16 protein-coding genes are annotated in these 14,633 nt (G+C 70.3%); 3 read left to right on the plus strand and 13 right to left on the minus strand.

The genetic code is table 11. From position 1 onward, the window contains the following. Window positions 1-27 precede the first annotated feature (27 nt). Genes HII36_RS06645 through HII36_RS06665 form a run of 5 tightly spaced genes read right to left on the minus strand, consistent with a single transcriptional unit; the run spans window position 28 to window position 5,753 of the window. Window positions 28-1,044, minus strand: a complete 1,017-nt coding sequence (locus tag HII36_RS06645) for an ABC transporter ATP-binding protein (protein WP_173522167.1) — start codon at window positions 1,042-1,044, stop codon at window positions 28-30. Beyond that, entirely contained in the window at window positions 1,041-2,015 is a 975-nt protein-coding gene (locus HII36_RS06650) for an ABC transporter ATP-binding protein (protein ID WP_173522168.1), read from the minus strand. The genes HII36_RS06645 and HII36_RS06650 overlap by 4 nt, the downstream gene beginning before the upstream one ends. Further along, window positions 2,012-2,893, minus strand: coding sequence for an ABC transporter permease (locus HII36_RS06655; protein WP_173522169.1), 882 nt, complete (start codon window positions 2,891-2,893; stop codon window positions 2,012-2,014). Before HII36_RS06655 ends, HII36_RS06650 begins: the two co-directional genes overlap by 4 nt. Next, window positions 2,890-3,945 (minus strand): ABC transporter permease, encoded by a 1,056-nt coding sequence (locus HII36_RS06660; RefSeq protein WP_173522170.1) that lies wholly within the window; start codon window positions 3,943-3,945, stop codon window positions 2,890-2,892. Before HII36_RS06660 ends, HII36_RS06655 begins: the two co-directional genes overlap by 4 nt. Beyond that, window positions 3,942-5,753: an ABC transporter substrate-binding protein gene (locus HII36_RS06665; protein ID WP_173522171.1), complete on the minus strand. Its 1,812-nt coding sequence runs from the start codon at window positions 5,751-5,753 to the stop codon at window positions 3,942-3,944. Before HII36_RS06665 ends, HII36_RS06660 begins: the two co-directional genes overlap by 4 nt. Window positions 5,754-5,900: 147 nt before the next feature. Between HII36_RS06665 and HII36_RS06670 the strand changes: the two genes are divergently transcribed. Further along, window positions 5,901-6,254, plus strand: coding sequence for a ribosomal maturation YjgA family protein (locus HII36_RS06670; RefSeq protein ID WP_217369231.1), 354 nt, complete (start codon window positions 5,901-5,903; stop codon window positions 6,252-6,254). Between the two features lie 16 nt (window positions 6,255-6,270). On the opposite strand, the gene HII36_RS06675 is transcribed toward HII36_RS06670, so the two are convergent. Then, complete coding sequence (locus HII36_RS06675) at window positions 6,271-6,543, minus strand: heavy-metal-associated domain-containing protein (RefSeq protein WP_173522173.1); 273 nt, start codon at window positions 6,541-6,543, stop codon at window positions 6,271-6,273. A 123-nt stretch (window positions 6,544-6,666) separates the two neighbouring features. Here HII36_RS06675 and HII36_RS06680 point away from each other — a divergent pair, with 123 nt between their 5' ends. Then, window positions 6,667-7,212, plus strand: a complete 546-nt coding sequence (locus HII36_RS06680) for a type 1 glutamine amidotransferase domain-containing protein (protein ID WP_173522174.1) — start codon at window positions 6,667-6,669, stop codon at window positions 7,210-7,212. 16 nt (window positions 7,213-7,228) lie between these two features. Here HII36_RS06680 and HII36_RS06685 read toward each other — a convergent pair whose 3' ends face one another. Genes HII36_RS06685 through HII36_RS06695 form a run of 3 tightly spaced genes read right to left on the minus strand, consistent with a single transcriptional unit; the run spans window position 7,229 to window position 10,451 of the window. Beyond that, complete coding sequence (locus HII36_RS06685; RefSeq protein WP_173522175.1) at window positions 7,229-8,446, minus strand: class I adenylate-forming enzyme family protein; 1,218 nt, start codon at window positions 8,444-8,446, stop codon at window positions 7,229-7,231. After that, complete coding sequence (locus HII36_RS06690; protein WP_173522176.1) at window positions 8,443-9,561, minus strand: NAD(P)/FAD-dependent oxidoreductase; 1,119 nt, start codon at window positions 9,559-9,561, stop codon at window positions 8,443-8,445. Before HII36_RS06690 ends, HII36_RS06685 begins: the two co-directional genes overlap by 4 nt. Next, the gene (locus HII36_RS06695) at window positions 9,558-10,451 is read right to left on the minus strand and encodes a cucumopine synthase-related protein (protein WP_217369241.1); all 894 of its coding nucleotides are present in this window, start codon (window positions 10,449-10,451) and stop codon (window positions 9,558-9,560) included. The genes HII36_RS06690 and HII36_RS06695 overlap by 4 nt, the downstream gene beginning before the upstream one ends. Before the next feature lie 208 nt (window positions 10,452-10,659). Here HII36_RS06695 and HII36_RS06700 point away from each other — a divergent pair, with 208 nt between their 5' ends. Beyond that, the gene (locus tag HII36_RS06700) at window positions 10,660-12,189 is read left to right on the plus strand and encodes an amino acid permease (RefSeq protein ID WP_173522178.1); all 1,530 of its coding nucleotides are present in this window, start codon (window positions 10,660-10,662) and stop codon (window positions 12,187-12,189) included. Between the two features lie 103 nt (window positions 12,190-12,292). Here HII36_RS06700 and lipB read toward each other — a convergent pair whose 3' ends face one another. The 4 genes from lipB to HII36_RS06720 all read right to left on the minus strand — a co-directional run bounded on the left by lipB (window position 12,293) and on the right by HII36_RS06720 (window position 14,619). After that, a complete protein-coding gene (gene lipB / locus HII36_RS06705) occupies window positions 12,293-12,928 on the minus strand; it encodes a lipoyl(octanoyl) transferase LipB (RefSeq protein ID WP_173522179.1) in 636 nt (211 codons plus the stop codon). 20 nt (window positions 12,929-12,948) lie between these two features. Beyond that, window positions 12,949-13,131 (minus strand): PspC domain-containing protein, encoded by a 183-nt coding sequence (locus HII36_RS06710; protein ID WP_173522180.1) that lies wholly within the window; start codon window positions 13,129-13,131, stop codon window positions 12,949-12,951. A gap of 64 nt (window positions 13,132-13,195) precedes the next feature. Then, a complete protein-coding gene (locus tag HII36_RS06715; RefSeq protein WP_173522181.1) occupies window positions 13,196-13,702 on the minus strand; it encodes an HAD domain-containing protein in 507 nt (168 codons plus the stop codon). Next, complete coding sequence (locus HII36_RS06720; RefSeq protein WP_173522182.1) at window positions 13,699-14,619, minus strand: AraC family transcriptional regulator; 921 nt, start codon at window positions 14,617-14,619, stop codon at window positions 13,699-13,701. Before HII36_RS06720 ends, HII36_RS06715 begins: the two co-directional genes overlap by 4 nt. Window positions 14,620-14,633: the final 14 nt, after the last annotated feature.

Raw genomic sequence — 14,633 nt, forward strand, 5'->3', positions numbered from 1 at the left:
CGGACGGAGTACGTCCAGGCCCCCTGTCTAGCCGTCCTGTCCGGTGAGGGTGGCCGCGTAGTGGCAGGCCGTCTGGGCGTCGGCGGTGGCGGGGAGCACCTGCAGCAGCTCGGAACGGCACCGGCCGTCCACCCCGGCCTCGGCCGCCCTGCCCGAGGCGAGCACCTGGCAGCGGGCGTGGAAGCGGCAGCCGCCGGGGATCCTGGTCGGGTCCGGCGGCTCGCCGGTCAGCACCACCCGTTCCGGCGACTCCGGCAGCACCGACATCAGCGCCTGCGTGTACGGGTGCCTGGGCGCGGTCAGCACCTGCTCGACCGGCCCGGACTCGACGATCCGCCCCAGGTACATGACCGCGACCCGGTCCGCGATGTTCCAGGCCAGGCCCAGGTCGTGGGTGACGACCAGCGCGGCCAGGCCCAGCTCGTCCCTGAGCTTGAGCATCAGCGCCAGGATCTCGCCGCGGACGGAGGCGTCCAGCGAGGCCACCGGCTCGTCGGCGATCATCACCTTCGGGTTCAGCGCCAGCGCGCCGGCGATGACCACGCGCTGCCGCTGGCCGCCCGACAGCTCGTGCGGGTAACGCTGGAAGAACCGCTCGGGCGGGCGCAGCCCGGCCCTGGACAGCGCCGAGGCGACCAGTTCCTCCTCGTCGGCCAGGCCGTGGATGCGCGGGCCCTCGGCGACGGCCTCGTAGACCGTGTGCCTGGGGTTGAGCGACCCGGTCGGGTCCTGCAGCACGAGCTGCACCTGCCTGCGGTACGCCTTGAGCGCCCTGGAGCGGTAGTCGAGGGCGCGGCCGCCGTACCTGACCTCGCCGGAGGTGGGCTTCTCCAGGCCGAGCAGGGTGCGGGCGAGCGTGGTCTTGCCGCAGCCCGACTCGCCGACCAGGGCCACGATCTCGCCCTCGCCGATCGCCAGGTTCACGCCGTCGACCGCGCGGGCCCTGCGGCCGCGCGCGGAGAACTCCACGTGCAGGTCGCGGGCCTCCAGCAGGGTGCCGCGCGCGGTGTCGACGGCCTCCTCGGTGGTCTGCGTCTCGGTCATGAGGCCTCCTCCTTCGCCCGGACGTGCACGCAGGCCGCGGTACGCCGGTCGCCGGCGGGCCACAGGTCGACGTCCAGGGTCGAGCACTCCGCCAGCGCCACCGGGCAGCGCGGGTGGAACGAGCAGCCGGTCGGCAGCTGCATCGGGTCGGGCGGGTCGCCGCCCAGCCCCTGCGGCGCGAGCCTGGAGACCGGGTCGCCCACCGTGGGGAACGCCGCCGCCAGCGCCCGGCTGTAGGGGTGCCTGGCGTCGTGGAACACCTCGCGCGACGGGCCGTGCTCGACCACGCGGCCCGCGTACATGACCGCGAGCTGATCACACACGTCGGCCAGGACCGACAGGTCGTGCGAGATCATGATCAGCGAGATGTCGTGCTCGGCCACCAGCTCCTTGATCAGTGTCAGGACCTGGGCCTGGACCATCACGTCGAGCGCGGTCGTCGGCTCGTCGGCGATGATCAGGCGCGGCGAGCAGGCCAGCGCCATCGCGATCATGATGCGCTGCCGCTGGCCGCCCGACAGCTCGTGCGGGTAGCTGCGCGCCCGCCAGCTCGGCAGGCCCACCTGTTCGAGCAGTTCGGCCACGCGCTTCTGCGCGCCGTCGGGCTTGGCCAGGCCGTGCACCAGCAGCGGCTCGGCGATCTGCTCGCCGATCCTGCGCACCGGGTTGAGCCCGTGCTGCGCGCCCTGGAACACGATCGACGCCTCGGCCCAGCGGACCGCGCGCATGCGTCCCCACTTCATGGTGAGGACGTCCTCGCCGTCGAGCAGGATCCGGCCGGTGACGCGTGCGTCCTTCGGCAGGAGCCGGAGCAGCGCCATGGCCAGCGTCGACTTGCCGGATCCCGACTCGCCGGCGACCCCGAGCGCCGCCCCGGCACCGAGCTCCAGCGAGACGCCGCGCACGGCGGGCACCTCGCCTGAGGCGATGCGGTACGTCACGGAGACGTCGTCCAGTTCGAGCAGGCTCATGCGGCCCTCCTGAGCCGAGGGTTGAGCACGGCTTCCAGGGCCCGGCCGCACAGCGTGAACGCCATGACGACCGCCAGGATGCACAGGCCGGGGATGAGGATGTACCACCAGGCGCCCTGGGTGGCGGCGCCGTAGTCGTACGAGCCGCGCAACATCGAGCCCCACGAGGTCTTGTTCGCGCTCGCGCCCAGGAAGGCCAGCGTGGACTCGGTGACGATGGCGCTGGCCACCTCCAGCGTGGTGCTGGCCAGCAGCAGCGGCGCCACGTTCGGCAGCACGTGCCTGGTGGTGATGTGCCAGTGCCCGGCGCCGAGCGCCTTGGAGCGCTCGATGTACGGCCGCGCCTCGACCGCCAGCGTCTGCGCCCTGATCAGCCGGGCGGTGGACGGCCAGGTGGTGATGCCGATGGCCATGATGATGGTGAACGTGCTGCCGCCCAGGATGGCCGACAGCACCAGGGCGGTGACCAGCGAGGGCAGCACCAGGAACCAGTCGGTGACCCGCATGAGCGCGCCGCCCAGCCAGCCCCGGAAGTGCCCGGCGGCGATGCCCACGACCAGGCCGATCACGATGCTCAGCACCGCGGCGAGGAACCCGATCAGCAGCGAGGTGCGCGAGCCCCACCAGACCATCAGCAGGATGGACCGGCCGGACTCGTCGGTGCCGAACGGCTCGCTGAGGCTGGGTGAGTCCCACTGCTTGCCGGTGCCGCTGACCACGCTGGTCACGTTCTCGCTGATGAACAGCGGCGCGACCAGCGCCAGCAGCACCGCGACGACCAGCACGACCAGGCCGATCATGCCGGCCCGGTGCGCGCGGAAGCCCGCCCAGAAGCGGCTCAGCGCGAGCCGCCGGCGAGCCGAGGCGACTGCGGTCATGCCGACCTCACCCTCGGGTCAAGGAAGTGGTACACCACGTCCGCCAGCGTGTTCATGAGGATCACCGCGACGGTGATGAGCATGAACGTGCCCTGCATCAACGTGAAGTCGGGCACGCTGATCGCCTCGTTGAACAACATGCCCAGGCCCGGCCAGCTGTAGATGTACTCCACCGTGACCGCGCCGCCGACCACGAAGCCGATGCGCATGAAGACCAGGGTCACCGTCGGCAGCAACGCGTTGGGCACCGCGTGCCTGCGCCGGACCTCGTCGTCGCGCAGGCCCTTGGCCCTGGCCACGGTGACGTAGTCCTGGCTGACCTCCTCCAGCAGCGACGAGCGCATGACCAGCAGGTACTGGGCGTAGACGACGGCCACCAGGGTGGCGCAGGGCAGCACCATGTGGGAGGCCACGTCGAGGATGTACGCGAACCCGTCGGGCGCGTCGACGCTCTGGATGCCGCGCGTCGGGAACAGCCCCGGGATGGGGCCGATGCCCACGCCGAACACCATGAGCAGGAGCAGCCCGAGCCAGAACGTCGGCACCGACCACAACACCAGCGAGGTGCCGGTGGAGAAGCGGTCGAACCGGCTGCCGTGCCGCCAGCCGGCCCTGGTTCCCTGCCAGATGCCCAGGGTGACCGCGATGGCCACGCCGGTGCCGGCCAGCAGCACGGTCGGGCCGAGCCGCTCGCCGATCAGGTCGAGCACGGGGCGCTTGTACTCGTACGACATGCCCAGGTCCAGGCGCAACGTCTTGCCGACGAAGTCGAAGAACTGGTCGATCAACGGCTTGTCCAGGCCGAGCCTGGCCCGTTCCATGTCGAGCTGGGCCGGGGTCATGTTGCGGCCCTGGGCGAGGTTGCGTACCGGATCGCCGGGCAGCAGGCGGAACACGAAGAACGTGCCGACGATCACCATGGCGATGCTGAACAACGCCCCACCGACCTTCGACAGCGCGTAACGCAGCGTGCCGCGGTGGGTGGGGCGTTCGTCAGCGGGGCCCGCCGCCTGCGCGGCGGCGGGCTCTGCTGCTTCTAGCGGTGTTGTCATTCGCGCTCGTCCGCGACGCTCTTGCGCCGCCTGGTCAGGAAGAACGCCGCCAGACCGATGACCACCACGCCACCGACGACGCCGGCGATGAGGCCGGTGTTGGACCCGCCGCCGCTCGCGCCGCCACTGGCCGCGCTCGCCTTGACGTCGACCGTGTAGAACGGCCAGTAGCTGCTGCCGCCGTACAGCAGACCCTTGTCCTCGGGGATCGGGGTGATGCTGGTGACGCGGTCCTTGCGGTAGCCCTCAAGGTCGTTGGTGTAGTAGAGGGCGATGATCGGGGCGTCGGTGTAGAGGCGCTCCTGCATCTGCTTCATGATCTCGGCGCGCTTGGGGCGGTCGAGCTCCTTGAGCTGGTCCTGGTAGAGCTTCTCGAAGGTCGGGTCGCAGTAGAACGACTCGGTGCCGCCGCCCTCGCCGCCCGGTGCCGGCCTGCGGCTGCACAGGTGGGTGGCGAAGACCTCCTCGGGGTCGGGGTTGACCGACCAGCCGGAGATCGCGATGTCGAACAGCGCCGTGACGCCGGTCTCCTCGGTGAACTTGCTGGAGTCGAGCTTCTTGGTGGTCAGCGTGATGCCGATCTCCTTGAAGAAGCCGGTCAGGTACTCGGCGAGCTTGTCCTCGAGCGGGGTCTCGGTGTGGATGCTGAAGCGGAACTCCAGCTTGCGGTCACCGTCGGGCATCGTGCGGACGCCGTCGGCGCCCTTCTTGTAGCCCGCCTCGTCGAGGATCTGGTTCGCCTTGGCCACGTCGTAGGAGACCTTGACGTCGCCGCCGGCCTCCCAGAAGAAGTCCTTGTACATCGGCGGCACGATCGAGCCGTCGGCCGGCTTGGCCAGGCCGTTCCACACCTCGTCGACGAGCTTCTGCTTGTCGATGGCGTAGTGCAGCGCCTGGCGGACCTTCTGGTCCTTCAGCGCCGGGTGGCCGTCACCGATGGCCTTGTCGTCGGTGGTCGTGGCGCCGTGGTTGATCTGCAGGTACGCCGCGCGGCGGCCCTGGGTGTTCCACGCCTCGATGTTCGGGTCGTTCTGGATCGCCTGGAACTCCGGCGGGTTCAGCCGGCCGATCAGGTCGATGTCGCCCTTCTTCAGACCGGCGATGGCGGCCTGCGGGTTGGCGTAGAAGATGACCTGGAGGTCGTTGACCTTGGGAGCGCCGCGCCAGTAGTTCGGGTTGGCCTTGAGCTTGACGAACTGGTCCTTCACGTGCTCGACCGCGATGTACGGGCCGCTGCCCACGGTCGGGTACTTCTCGGCGTCGTAGTTGGCCATGTCGGTGACGCCCTCCCACACATGCTTCGGCATGATCGGGATCGGGTTCTCCAGCATGGACGCCTGGGGCGCCTTGGTCTTGATGACCAGGTCCTGGCCGTTGGCCGTGACGCTCTCGAAGTTCTCCACGGCGGGGCCGTTGGCCGTCTTGGCCGCCTCGTCCGTCATGATCTTGTTGAACGTCCAGGCGGCGTCCTCGGCCGTGACCGGCTTGCCGTCGGACCACTTGGCGTTACGGATCTTGAAGGTCCAGGTGAGCCCGTCCTCCGACGTGGTCCACGACTCGGCCAGGTCCGGGCTGGGCGCCAGCGTCTTGGAGTCGGGCACCGTGAGGTAGCCGTACATCCACCGGTGGATCTGCGTGGACACGACGCGGACCGCCAGGAACGGGTTCATCGAGTCCATGGCCTGGGTGGCGCCGACCCGAAGGACCTTGTTCCCCGCCGCCGGATCCTGGGCGAGGGCCGCCTGGCCCTGACCTGCTACTAAGAGCGCGACGCCCAGCGCAGCCAGGCGTGCGAACCATTTCCTCATAAGTGCCTCACCTTCAGGCGGGGGGTTCCTGTGTAGAGAAAGGCACACCATATGAACAGTGCGTGTCAACGAGTGACGGAAAATTGTTTCAGTCTCGTTTCCTTTTGCGGTGTAAATTTTCAGAGCGCTTGGCACTACGTTGAGCTGGTGCCTCGTCCGCCGATCGCCGTCGCCGCCGTCCTGACCGTCGTGGCCGGGCTGGGTGTCCGGCTGTTGTGGAACGGTCCGGTGTCCAAGTACCTGGGCGACGCGTTCTACACCGTGTTGATCTACGCGCTGCTGTTGCTGATCTGGCCGCGGCTGCGGCCCTGGGTGGTGGCGCTGCTGTCGGCCGGGCTGAGCTGGGCGATCGAGTTCGCCCAGCTCGGCGGCATCCCGGCGGTGCTGCAGCCGCTGCTCGGCAGCACGTTCAACCCGCCCGACCTGCTCTGGTACGCCGTCGGCGCGACCGCCGCCTGGTCGGCGCACACCCTGTGGGCGCTGAAACGCCCGCCCGGCTGAGCCGGTCGCCGACAGGTCAGTGGCAGCCGCCCGAGCCGCAGCACGAGCCGGCGGCCTGCGGGAGCAGCTGCACGCCCGGGGTCCGGCCGGCCGGCTCGTAGCCGGCCTCCAGCACCGCCGCGTTGATCAGCGCGTCGTCGAGCGGCGCCGCGCTCGTCACGGTCACGGCCTTGGCCGCCAGGTCGACCTGGACCCCGCTGACCCCGGCCACCTTGCTCACCTCGGCGGTCACGGAGCTGACGCAGTGGCCGCAGGTCATGCCCTCAACCTGGTACGTCGTGACAGTCATGTCCCACTCCTCACTCTTGACGTTGCAGGAGACACTATATACCCCCTGGGGGTAATGGCAACGCATAGATCGGAACCGCCCGGTTAGTGGGGAGGGGACATCACCGTCGCGAGGGGGTTCCCCATGTTGCAGGGCAAGACGATCGCGTTCCTGGCCGCGCCCGAAGGCGTCGAGCAGGTGGAGCTCACCGAGCCGTGGAAGGCGGTCAAGCAGGCCGGCGGCACGCCCAAGCTGATCTCCACCGCCCCCGGCCAGATCCAGGGCTTCAACCACCTGGACAAGGCCGACACGTTCGCCGTGGACGCGACCGTCGACGACGCCGACGCGGCCGAGTTCGCCGGCCTGGTACTCCCCGGGGGTGTGGCCAACCCGGACTTCCTGCGCACGGTCCCGGCCGCGGTGCGTTTCGCCCGCGCCTTCTTCGACTCGGGCAAGCCGGTCGCCGTCATCTGCCACGGCCCGTGGACGCTGATCGAGGCCGACGTGGTGCGCGGCCGCACCCTCACCTCCTGGCCGAGCCTGCAGACCGACCTGCGTAACGCGGGCGCGACCTGGGTGGACCAGGAGGTCGTGATCTGCACCGACGGGCCGAACGCGCTCGTCAGCAGCCGCAAGCCGGACGACCTGAAGGCCTTCTGCCAGGCCGCCGTCGATCAGCTCGGCAAGTGAGCCGGACGATACCCGCTCAGGAGAGCGATTCCAGGCGGCCGAGCAGGAACAGGTAGTCGTCGGCGTCGAGACGGCCGAGGTCGCCGGTACGCAGCCAGCCCCCGCGCAGCTTGCCCGCGGTGCGTTCGGAGTCGCCCACGTAGCCGGTCATGACCTGCGGCGATCGGGTCCACACCTCACCGGCGGCGCCGGCGGGCAGCGGGACACCGTCCTGGTCGCAGACGCGTACCTCGACCCCCGGTGCGCGGAAGCCGACCGAGGCGAGCAGGGCCGCCCTGGCGTGGGCGGCGGCGGGCAGCGCGGTGATCAACCCGGCCTCCGTCGACCCGTAGCAGTGCAGCAACACCGGGGCCAGGAGTTCGGCGGCCCGGGCCAGGCGCACCGGGACGGCCGCCTCGCCGCCGTAGGCCAGCGAGCGCAGCCGGCGGTCGAACCGCACCCCGGTGGCGGCGAGGTGATCGGCCAGGTCGTACAGGGCCGAGGTGGGCAGTTCCGCGTGCGTCACGCGTTCGCCGTTGGCGAGCCGGACGAACCGTTCCGGTCCGGCGTCGTCGGTCAGGATCGCGGTGCCGCCGGTGGCCAGCGTCCACAGGGTGATCTGGTTGGGCAGGTGGTCGCCGGGCAGGAGCAGGTAGCGCCACGGGCCCCGGCCGTACACCGACTTGGCCGTCATGAGCTGGGCGGACTCGGCCCGGTGGCTGTAGGCGACGGCCTTGGGCAGGCTGGTGGTGCCGGTGCTGAACGTCACCGAGGAGACGACCTCCGGCCCGACCCGGACGGGCGCGATCGCCGGCGCGGGCCCGGCCGCGAACAGGTCGCCGGTCTCGTACCCCAGCCGGGCGTGCACGGGCACCGGGCACTCCGCGAGCAGTTCCCCCGCCGTCTCGGCCATCGTCGACTCGTGGAGCAGGACGCGGACGCCCATCTCCCGCATCGTCTCGGCCGCGACCCGCACCGGGACGGCCGGCAGCAGGTGCACGAACGGGCAGCCCAGCATGAGCGCGGCCAGCCGGGCGATCGGGGACTCCGGGTGGGTGCCGTACAGGCAGGCGATCGGGTCGCCGGACCGCACCCCCCGGGCGATCAGTCCCGCCACCCCGGCCGACACCGCCGCGAGCACCTGGTCGCCGCTCAGCCGCCGGTTCTCGTGCACCAGCGCCTCGCGCGAGCCGGCCGAGCGCAGCCCGCGCAGCACGGCGGGGCCGAGCCCGCCCTTCACGCCGTCCGAGGTCATCGCTCCCCCGCCCGTTCCGGGGTGGCCGACAGCCGGGCCAGGTCGAGGCCCAGGTCCTGGCCGAGCTCCGGGTCCCGGCCGAGGCAGAGGTCGCGGATGAGCTCGCCGGCCGCCGGGGCGTTGCACAGGCCGTGGCCGGAGAAGCCGGCGGCGTACAGGAACGTGGCCGCCCCGGGCGCGCGGCCGAGGAAGGCGGTGCGGTCCGGGCTGGCGTCGCGCACGCCGGTGACGGCGGTGTGCAGCTCGGCCCCGGCCAGGCCCGGATAGACGGCGGCGAGCTGCGTGGCCACCCGCTCGCGCCAGAGCTCGCGTTCCTGGTCCGGGTACCCCATCCCGATCAGCAGCCGGTCGCCGCGCAGGCGGACGAGCAGGCCGCTGGCGGCGTGCAGGGTGACCGGGATGTCCGGGGTGCGCGGCAGCGGCCCGGTGGTGAGCAGCTCCTGCACGACCGGCTCGGTGAGCGGCAGCCGCACTCCCGCCGACCTGGCGAGATCGCCCGACCAGGCGCCGGCCGCGCACACGATCGCCTCGGCCCGGACCGGGCCGTCCGTGGTGTGGACGAGACCTGCGGCCGGGTCGACGGCGGTGACCGGGCAGTGCGTACGCAGCTCCGCGCCGGCGTTCCTGGCCGCCTCGGCGTAGCCCTTGACGATGGCCGCGGTGTCGGAGACGTAGGCGGCCGGCGACCAGGCGGCGGCCAGCAGCGGCACGTCGTCGCCGATGAGCGGGTTGCGCCGCCTGGCCTCGTCCGGGCTGATCAGCTCGACCTCGACGCCGGCGGCGCGCTGACCGGGCAGGTCGGCCTCGAAGCTCGCCACCTGCCCGGGCTCGGTGAACAGCACCAGGTAGCCGACCTGCCGCAGGGGCAGGTCGAAGCCCGGCCGTTCGGGGAAGGCGTGGTAGGCGGCCAGGCTGCGGACGGCCAGCGCCGAGCTGGCGACGTTGCCGGCGAAGTACGCCCGCACCACGTCCGCGGTGGCCTTCGAGGCGCCGGAGCCCAGCGCGTCGCGTTCCAGCAGCACGGTGGCGACGCCCGCCTCCGCCAGGTGGAAGGCGATCGACAGGCCGATCACGCCGCCGCCGATCACCACCGTCCCGGTGCGCTCGGCCGTCACGCCGGCACTCCGCCGGGACGCTGCTCCGCCTCCCACGGGAACAGGTGCGAGTTCCAGCTGCCCAGGCAGTTGACGTACAGCGCCAGGTGCGCCATCAGGGCGGTGAAGTCGTCGCGGTCGTCGATGGAGTCGAGCAGGTCGAGCATCCTGCGGGTGAAGCCCCACAGGTTCTCCAGCCCGCAGTAGCCGAGGAACTCGGCCGGGGTGCCGGCCAGGACGCGGGCCATGTGCCGCAGCGCGTCCATCGGCATGCCCTCCGACGCCGCCCGCACCAGCCCGCCGTAGCAGGCGTAGCCCAGCGGCCGGGTCTCGCCGTTGACGAAGACCAGGGTGGTCAGCAGCGTGCCGAAGCTGCCCGCGCCCGAGGCGACGCGGCCCTCGTGCAGGTCGACCAGCTCGCGCGGCGCCTGCAGCCAGATCCGGTCCGTTTCCGCGTGCACGTCCCGGATGAGCGCGTTCACCTGCGGGTTGGTCGCGCCCAGCAGGGGCAGCCGGTGACCGGTGGCGGTGTCGGCCCGGCGCACCTCGGCCAGGACCGGCTTCTTGGTGGAGAAGACGGCCTCCCAGACCGCCTGCCCGGCCTCGGCGAGCACGTCGAGGTCCGCCTCCGCCACCTGTCCGACCGGAGTGGCGGTCATGGGCTCGGTCAGCTCGCCGTACTTGATGCCGAGGTGCTGCAGGCGGGAGCAGAAGACCGTGCCGTCGGGCACCGTACGGCGGTCGACGCGGTGGGTGGCGGGCAGATGCAGCAGGCCGTGGATCGGGGCCAGGTGGTACAGGTGCCGGCCGGCCACCAGTGCATGACCTTGCAGCGTGCAGTAGGGCAGTGCGTCCCACAACGCCTCGGAGAGCGCGAGATTGCGCTCGTCAAGCGTGGCCGACACCGTCATTCCCAGGCTCGGCCAACTGATCTCTATGCGCTTCGACTCATTCACATTCAGTAATGTTAGAGTCGCGGTCGGTAATCTGGGGCTCCGACTTGCCGACGTTCCGTTACTGACAGAGTCGAAACTCGGCTGTAACGCCTTGTCCTTGGCAAGGAAATGGTCTAGACGTAGACCAAATAGAGCGTCCTCCGCGCCCCCCCAGGGAGACCTCATGACCCTTGAAGAGGATTCCAGGCGACTCGCCGAGCTCGGCTACAAGCAGGAGCTGGCCCGGACCTGGAGCGGATTCTCCAACTTCGCGATCTCCTTCTCCATCATCTCGATCCTCGCCGGCTGCTTCACCACCTTCGGTCAAGCCTGGAACAACGGCGGCCCCATCGCCATCTCGTGGGGCTGGCCACTCATCTCCCTGTTCATCCTGATCATCGGTTTCTGCATGTCCGAGCTGGTCTCGGCGTACCCGACGGCGGGCGGCATCTACTGGTGGGCCGCCAAGATGGGCAAGCCGATCCACGGCTGGTTCACCGGGTGGCTCAACCTGATCGGCCTCATCGCGGTGACCGCCTCGGTCGACTACGGCTGTGCCACGTTCCTCAACATCACGCTCAACCGGCTGACCAACGGCGGCTGGGAGGCCACGCTGCCGCAGGCGTTCCTGCTGTTCGTGATCATCCTGGCGCTGCACGCGCTGATCAACATCTACAGCCACAAGCTCATCTCGCTGCTGCAGAACGTCTCGGTCTGGTGGCACGTGGCCGGCGCCGCGATCGTGGTCGCCATCCTGATCTTCGCGCCCAGCCAGCACCAGTCGGCCGAGTTCGTCTTCTTCGGCACGAACAACAACTCCGGCTTCGGCGACGGCTCGGACGGCCTGCCCTTCTGGCTGTACGTGCTGCCGCTGGGCTTCCTGCTCACCCAGTACACGATCACCGGCTTCGACGCCTGCGCCCACGTCTCGGAGGAGACCCACGGCGCGGCCAGGTCCGCGGCGCGCGGCCTGTGGCAGTCGATCTTCTACTCGGCGATCGGCGGCTGGATCCTGCTGCTGTCGTTCCTGTTCGCCGCCACCAACGTGGACGAGATCAACAAACAGGGCGGATTCGTCGGCGCGATCTTCGAGACCGCGCTGTCGTCGCCGCTGGCCACCGCGATCTTCGCGATCTCCACGATCGGCCAGTTCTTCTGCGGCATGAGCTGCGTGACCTCGATGTCGCGGATGACGTACGCGTTCTCCCGCGACGGCGCGGTGCCCGGCTGGCGGCTGTGGTCGAAGGTCGACCGCAACCGCACCCCGGTCTACGCGATCATCGGCGGCTGCGTGGCCGCCGCCCTGCTCACCCTGCCCGCCCTGTACGCCCCGCCCGGCTCCTCGACCCCTGTCGCCTTCTACGCCGTGGTCTCGATCGCGGTCATCGGCCTCTACCTGGCCTTCCTCATCCCGATCTGGCTGCGGCTGCGCATGGGCGAGGCGTTCCAGCCCGGCCCGTGGACGCTGGGCAGGAAGTATCGGGTGTTGTGCTGGATCGCCTGCGTCGAGATCGTGATCGTCTCGATCTACTTCATCATGCCGTTCTCACCGGCCGGCGTGCCCGGCAACGCCGACTTCACCTGGACGTCGGTGAACTACGCGCCGATCGCGGTCGGCGTGGTGCTCATCGGCATCGCCCTGTGGTGGGCGGTGTCGGCCAAGCACTGGTTCAAGGGCCCCCGCCGCACCATCGACGAGGTGCCCGTCCCCTGAGACTCCGGCGAGGGGCGTGGTGCCGGCCGCGCCCCTCGTCAGGAGAGCGCCCTTCGTCAGGAGAGTGCCCTTCGCCAGGAGCGCGCCCCTCGGCAGGAAAGTGTCAGGACGCTTCGAAGGCGGCGGCGACCGCGGCGCGGACGTCGGCCATGGCGACGTCGCCCAGCTCGCGCTTGAGCGAGGTCATGTCCACGTCGGGCATGCCGCAGGCGACCGCCCAGTGCCACGGCTCCAGGTCGCCGTCGACGTTGAGCGCGAAGCCGTGGCTGGTGACGCCGCGGCTCTGGCGCATGCCGATCGAGATGATCTTGCGGCCGGTCTCGGCCGTCCAGACGCCCGTCAGCAGTTCGGAACCCGGCGGGGTGTCACGGCGCTCGGCGGGCAGGCCGAGCTTGCCGAGCGCCTCCACCAGGCGCAGCTCCACCTCGCGGACGTAGTCGACGATGCCCTGGTCTTCCGACAGCTTGACGATCAGGTAGCCGACGAGCTGGCCGGGGCCGTGGTAGGTGAGCTGGCCCCCGCGGCCGGTCTCGACCACGGGGATGCCACGTGAAGGGTCGGGCAGGTGCTCCATCGGCGTACGACGGCCGATCGTGTAGACCGACGGATGGCTGAGCAGCCAGAGTGTGTCGGGACTTTCGTCCCGCTGGCGCCGGCCGACCAGGTCGGCCATGCGTTCCATCGCCATGTCGTAGTCGACGAGCTCATCCTGGACGAGCGTCAGCGGCCTTGCCCTCATGCCTTCGAGGATATGCCGCCCTAGTACTTCTTCGGCTCCTGGGGGACGAGGATCCACATGGCGATGTAGAGCACCCACATCGGGCCGGGCAGGAGCGACAGGATCAGCCAGAGAATCCGGACCAGCGTGGGCGGCAGACCCATCTTGTCGGCGAGACCGCCGCAGACGCCAGCGATGATCTTGTGGTCTCTTGAGCGGTACATTCCTTGTTCCTCCGTGTGGTTACGACCTATCTGTGAAACGGTCGGCCAGGTCGTACCTCTCCCACTACGGACCCTGAGAAAACCCTGTAAGGGTCAGCCACTCGTGCGCCATGGCCAGATGTTCCCTGGTCAGGCCATGTCTGGGATCGACGTGGACGAGCAGGAAATCATCGAGACCCTGATGCACCCTGAGGTACTCCTCGTCCTCCGCCCACACCTGGTCGTCGAACCAGACGAACGGCCGACGCTCGGCGTACGCGGCCACGTGCGGGGTCTTGAACATCTCGCCGTGCTCGTTGGGCAGCACGGGGGTCATGGGGATGACGGGCAGCGGGGGCAGGCCGATCCGCGGCGCGATCCAGTCGTTGGCGTGGTGTTCCCAGGTGGTGGCCCAGACCAGCTCGGCCCCGGTGGCCAGGGCCAGATCGAGCAGGCCGCGCCCGTGCTTGGCGTTCAGGTGCACGGTGTAGACCTCGCTGCCGATGCTGCACCGGTAGCGGCGGAAGTCGGGCGAGGGACGGCTCATCGGGTTGAGCACCCCGTCGACGTCGACCAGCAGCAGCGGCTTCATCCGAGCACTCCCGCCCGATACTCCTGCGGGCTGACGCCGCGCACCCGTTTGAACGCGGTGCTCAGCGCGAACGGGCTGCCGTAGCCGACCTTCCTGGCCACCGAGCCGACCGTGGCGTCCGGCTCGCGCAGCAGGTCGGCGGCCATGGCCAGGCGCCAGTCCGTGAGGAAGGCCATCGGCGGCTCGCCGACCAGGTCGGTGAAACGCCTGGCCAGCGAGGCACGCGAGACACCCACCTGGGCGGCGAGCGCGGCGACCGTCCAGGGGTGTGCCGGGTTGTTCTGCAGCATCCGCATGGCCCGCCCGACCAGCGGGTCGCCCATCGCCCGGTACCAGGCCGGCGCCTCGTGGGTGGCGAACCAGGATCGCAGCGCCGCGATGAGCAGCAGGTCGAGCAGCCGGTCGAGCACCGCCTCCTGGCCCGGCTCGTCCTTGACGATCTCGTCGCGGAGCAGGCCGATGACCGGGCCGCCGGGTTGCTTCAGCAACGCGGGCAGCGCTTCCAGCAGCCGTCTGCTGACCTCGCCCTCCATCTGGTACGTCCCGGTGATCAGTACGGTGGCCCCGTCGGGGTCGTTCCCCCAGCTTCGCACGCCCAGGTCCATCGCCTGGTAGAGGGACTGCCCGTCGAGCGTGGTGCAGTGCTGCCCGGGGTGGATGATGATCTGCGGCGCGGTCTCCGGGTGGTCGGCCACCGTGTACGGCTCGGGCCCGCGCAGGATCGCCACCTCGCCCGGCGCCAGCTCCATCGGGTCGCCCCGGTCGGGCAGCACCCAGGCGGAGCCGCGGACGAGCGCGGCCAGCGTGAGCGGGGCCTCGTCCTGGATGCGCAGCGACCACGGCGGGTTCAGCAACGAGCGCAGCAGGAACGCGTTACGCGCCCGAGGCCCGTCGAGGAGGGCGGCCAGCTGATCCATGGGTTAGACGATCG

Source organism: Nonomuraea antri (genome assembly GCF_013283785.1).
GTDB lineage: Bacteria > Actinomycetota > Actinomycetes > Streptosporangiales > Streptosporangiaceae > Nonomuraea > Nonomuraea antri.

Excerpts from the sequence above, each read along its gene's own strand:
- HII36_RS06645 (WP_173522167.1), bottom strand. The coding sequence starts at position 1,044 with ATGACCGAGACGCAGACCACCGAGGAGGCCGTCGACACCGCGCGCGGC.
- HII36_RS06650 (WP_173522168.1), bottom strand. The coding sequence starts at position 2,015 with ATGAGCCTGCTCGAACTGGACGACGTCTCCGTGACGTACCGCATCGCC.
- HII36_RS06655 (WP_173522169.1), bottom strand. The coding sequence starts at position 2,893 with ATGACCGCAGTCGCCTCGGCTCGCCGGCGGCTCGCGCTGAGCCGCTTC.
- HII36_RS06660 (WP_173522170.1), bottom strand. The coding sequence starts at position 3,945 with ATGACAACACCGCTAGAAGCAGCAGAGCCCGCCGCCGCGCAGGCGGCG.
- HII36_RS06665 (WP_173522171.1), bottom strand. The coding sequence starts at position 5,753 with ATGAGGAAATGGTTCGCACGCCTGGCTGCGCTGGGCGTCGCGCTCTTA.
- HII36_RS06675 (WP_173522173.1), bottom strand. The coding sequence starts at position 6,543 with ATGACTGTCACGACGTACCAGGTTGAGGGCATGACCTGCGGCCACTGC.
- HII36_RS06680 (WP_173522174.1), top strand. The coding sequence starts at position 6,667 with ATGTTGCAGGGCAAGACGATCGCGTTCCTGGCCGCGCCCGAAGGCGTC.
- HII36_RS06685 (WP_173522175.1), bottom strand. The coding sequence starts at position 8,446 with ATGACCTCGGACGGCGTGAAGGGCGGGCTCGGCCCCGCCGTGCTGCGC.
- HII36_RS06695 (WP_217369241.1), bottom strand. The coding sequence starts at position 10,451 with ATGACGGTGTCGGCCACGCTTGACGAGCGCAATCTCGCGCTCTCCGAG.
- HII36_RS06700 (WP_173522178.1), top strand. The coding sequence starts at position 10,660 with ATGACCCTTGAAGAGGATTCCAGGCGACTCGCCGAGCTCGGCTACAAG.
- lipB (WP_173522179.1), bottom strand. The coding sequence starts at position 12,928 with ATGAGGGCAAGGCCGCTGACGCTCGTCCAGGATGAGCTCGTCGACTAC.
- HII36_RS06710 (WP_173522180.1), bottom strand. The coding sequence starts at position 13,131 with ATGTACCGCTCAAGAGACCACAAGATCATCGCTGGCGTCTGCGGCGGT.
- HII36_RS06715 (WP_173522181.1), bottom strand. The coding sequence starts at position 13,702 with ATGAAGCCGCTGCTGCTGGTCGACGTCGACGGGGTGCTCAACCCGATG.
- HII36_RS06720 (WP_173522182.1), bottom strand. The coding sequence starts at position 14,619 with ATGGATCAGCTGGCCGCCCTCCTCGACGGGCCTCGGGCGCGTAACGCG.